The organism is Sphingobacterium tenebrionis, assembly GCF_037126265.1.
Classification (GTDB): domain Bacteria; phylum Bacteroidota; class Bacteroidia; order Sphingobacteriales; family Sphingobacteriaceae; genus Sphingobacterium; species Sphingobacterium tenebrionis.
Window position 1 is genome coordinate 1 of record NZ_JAYLLN010000073.1, and the last position, 1,782, is coordinate 1,782.

The window sequence follows — 1,782 nt, forward strand, 5'->3', positions numbered from 1 at the left end:
GGACAGCTTCAGAACGCTTCTAATCAGATTCGACACTTTGGACAATTCCTGGTTGAATTGGCATTATTTGGCTTTTGCACTTATCTTGCTAAAAGTTTAAATGAGTTCATTAGTAACTTCTTACAGGTGAATACTTGAATTCAAATCGTGGAGAAGTGAATAGACAGTATTACCCGACAGAGCAACTATGACAACGTAACGCCTTTACAAAAAAGTCGGCACACGAAACCCATAGACTAATTGTCTTGACCTAAAAGAGATTGGAATTTTCAGGACTGCCTATCACTTAGATAGAAGTCCAAGGTCTGCTGAAATACATAATTCAAAAATTGAAATTGCTTGACTGCAAATTTAGTAACTTTGCTTGACAAATTAACGAGAAAAAAGAGAAAATGAAAACCGACCGCATAACATCACCTATACGCAAGCAGGGGTTTCGTGCTTCGTAGGACAGTTAAGTGGTAAATTTAAAGTTCAGTTCTTCGTAGGAAGTTTAGTGGTTAAAATCCCTGCCTGCGTATAGCTGAGAACCGTTATGCGACATTTTATCCAATCACATTAAATTGACAAAATATTAAATAAAATGCTAAAACTTTACAAAGAAATTAATGGAGTTCTTCATTATTGGGAAACTTGGGATGAAGATGACAAAACAGGTCTTGTTCATTGGGGAACTGTTGGAGAAAATGGAGAGCAAAAAAAAGTAAAATCCACACTTTTAAAAAATTTTCATAAAATAATTCAACAGGAAATTAATGAGAAGATTAATGAAGGTTATGAGCAAATAGACGAAGATGATTTAAAATTTCTAATAATTGAATATAAACTAAATTCTGACTTTGGAAATGAAGAAGACTTGGAAAAACGGCACAGACTTGAAGCCAAAATGAATGAAGATTTGGGATGGAACCTATCATTGGGTAATTGGTTATTTTCTCACGGAAGAAGAGGCCAGGGGAACACAGGTTCACGATGCAGTAATTCCAAATCCCCGCATGGTGTTCATTTCACCTACAATTTACAAAGTACTTCCATGAAAGTAGCATTGATTGTTGCTGTTGATCAGCAATTCGGTATTGGAAAGAACAATGATTTGATGTGGCATTTGCCTGCAGATATGAAATTTTTCAAAGAAACAACCACGGGACATATTGTGGTTACAGGTAGAAAAAACTACGATTCCATTCCGGAACGTTTTCGGCCGTTGCCCAACCGCGAGAATGCGGTCTTAACACGCAATACCGAATATCATGCTCCTGGAGCAGTTGTTTTTTCTTCCTTGGAATCCTGTTTGGATCATTATAAAAATGAAGTGGAACGAACCGTTTTCATAATTGGAGGCGGACAAATTTACCGAGAAGCTTTAGCGCTTGATTGTGTTCAAGAGATGTTTATTACCCATGTGCAGGGCGAATTTGGTGCAGATACCTTCTTCCCGAAATTCGAAGCTGTCGCTTGGAATGTTGAAACGGTAGCAACCCAAGTAGTGGATGAGAAAAATGCCTATGCGTTTGAAGTGAAAAGGTATTGGAGGTAACGTGATTACTTGATGAGAAATAAGAAATCATTGTCTACCTACTTTCGTTATATTTGATCAAATAAAGAAACAAACCTGCACAAAAACATCAAGTATTATGCTGTTTTGTACAGAAAAGCCGTATCAATAAATAAGTTGTACGACATAGTAAAACCGAACCAAACAAAATGAAAGTCAGAGAAGAAAAGTTAAGAACAATTATAGAATGGTCGGAGAAAAACGAAGATGTAAGAGTTCTTCTTCTG

General features: G+C 36.6%; 1 protein-coding gene. It reads left to right on the forward strand.

Annotation, left to right across the window (positions count from 1 at the left end; all coding sequences use genetic code 11):
• The first annotated feature begins 583 nt into the window (after positions 1-583).
• Entirely contained in the window at positions 584-1,537 is a 954-nt protein-coding gene (locus VJ786_RS16505) for a dihydrofolate reductase (RefSeq protein ID WP_216650029.1), read from the forward strand.
• The last annotated feature ends 245 nt before the right edge of the window (positions 1,538-1,782 follow it).

Coding starts and splice junctions, on each gene's coding strand:
- VJ786_RS16505 (WP_216650029.1), top strand. CDS start 584: ATGCTAAAACTTTACAAAGAAATTAATGGAGTTCTTCATTATTGGGAA.